Here is a 296-nt window from a genome sequence, read left to right as displayed (position 1 = left end):
CCGGCGCCGTCGGGCGAGGGCTGGGGCCTGCGGATCGCGCTGGCCGTCGTCGCGGTCGCGCAGCTCGGCCTGGCGTTCGCCCAGCTGCTCGGCACCGCGGGCGGTCACGGCGGCCTGCACTTCGACCACGAAAGCGGCGCGTGGAACCTGGCGGTGGGCATCGGCCTGCTGGCCGCGGTCCTCCGCCCGAGGACCGCGGCCGGCCAGCTGCCGCTGCTGACCGGCTTCGTCGGGGTCCTGCTGGTGCTCTCGGCGGGTGACCTGGCGGCCGGGCAGGTGACACTGGCCCGGCTGGC

1 pseudogene is annotated in these 296 nt (G+C 77.7%); it reads left to right on the top strand.

Going from position 1 to position 296, the window contains the following annotated elements:
* Window positions 1-296 (top strand): annotated as a pseudogene (locus G3I65_RS52095) (hypothetical protein); the annotation flags it as partial.

It is taken from the genome of Amycolatopsis sp. SID8362, assembly GCF_010550475.1.
In the GTDB taxonomy this organism is placed as follows: Bacteria; Actinomycetota; Actinomycetes; order Mycobacteriales; family Pseudonocardiaceae; genus Amycolatopsis; species Amycolatopsis eburnea.
The sequence above is the reverse complement of the archived record's forward strand: the minus strand, read 5'-3'. Positions and strand labels throughout refer to the sequence as shown.